Genomic DNA, 278 nt, shown 5'->3' on the forward strand with positions numbered 1-278 from the left:
GTGTCGGTCCAGCCGCCCTTGCGGTCGATCGAGAAGTAGCCGTTGTGCGCGCGCTCGACCTCGCGGGCGATGTCGACGCCGTCGAACAGCGCGCGATAGGCCGGCACCCGCGCGGCGCGCGCATATTCCTCTTCGAAGATCAGCGCGTAGTCGCCTTTGACGGGCGTACCGTTCTCGTCGTAGCGGCGATAGCGCTCGACCGAGTCAACGAAGAACAGCGACAGCACCTTCACGCCGCGCTCGGCGAGGCGCAGCTCCTTGTCGAGATGCTCGCGGAT

General features: G+C 66.5%; 1 protein-coding gene. It reads right to left on the bottom strand.

Going from position 1 to position 278, the window contains the following annotated elements; genetic code table 11:
- A partial coding sequence (locus SB816_RS31200) for a hypothetical protein (RefSeq protein WP_410548140.1) occupies positions 1-278 on the bottom strand: 278 nt, incomplete at both ends.

Source organism: Achromobacter sp. SIMBA_011 (assembly GCF_046535435.1).
GTDB classification, from domain to species: domain Bacteria; phylum Pseudomonadota; class Gammaproteobacteria; order Burkholderiales; family Burkholderiaceae_B; genus Achromobacter; species Achromobacter dolens.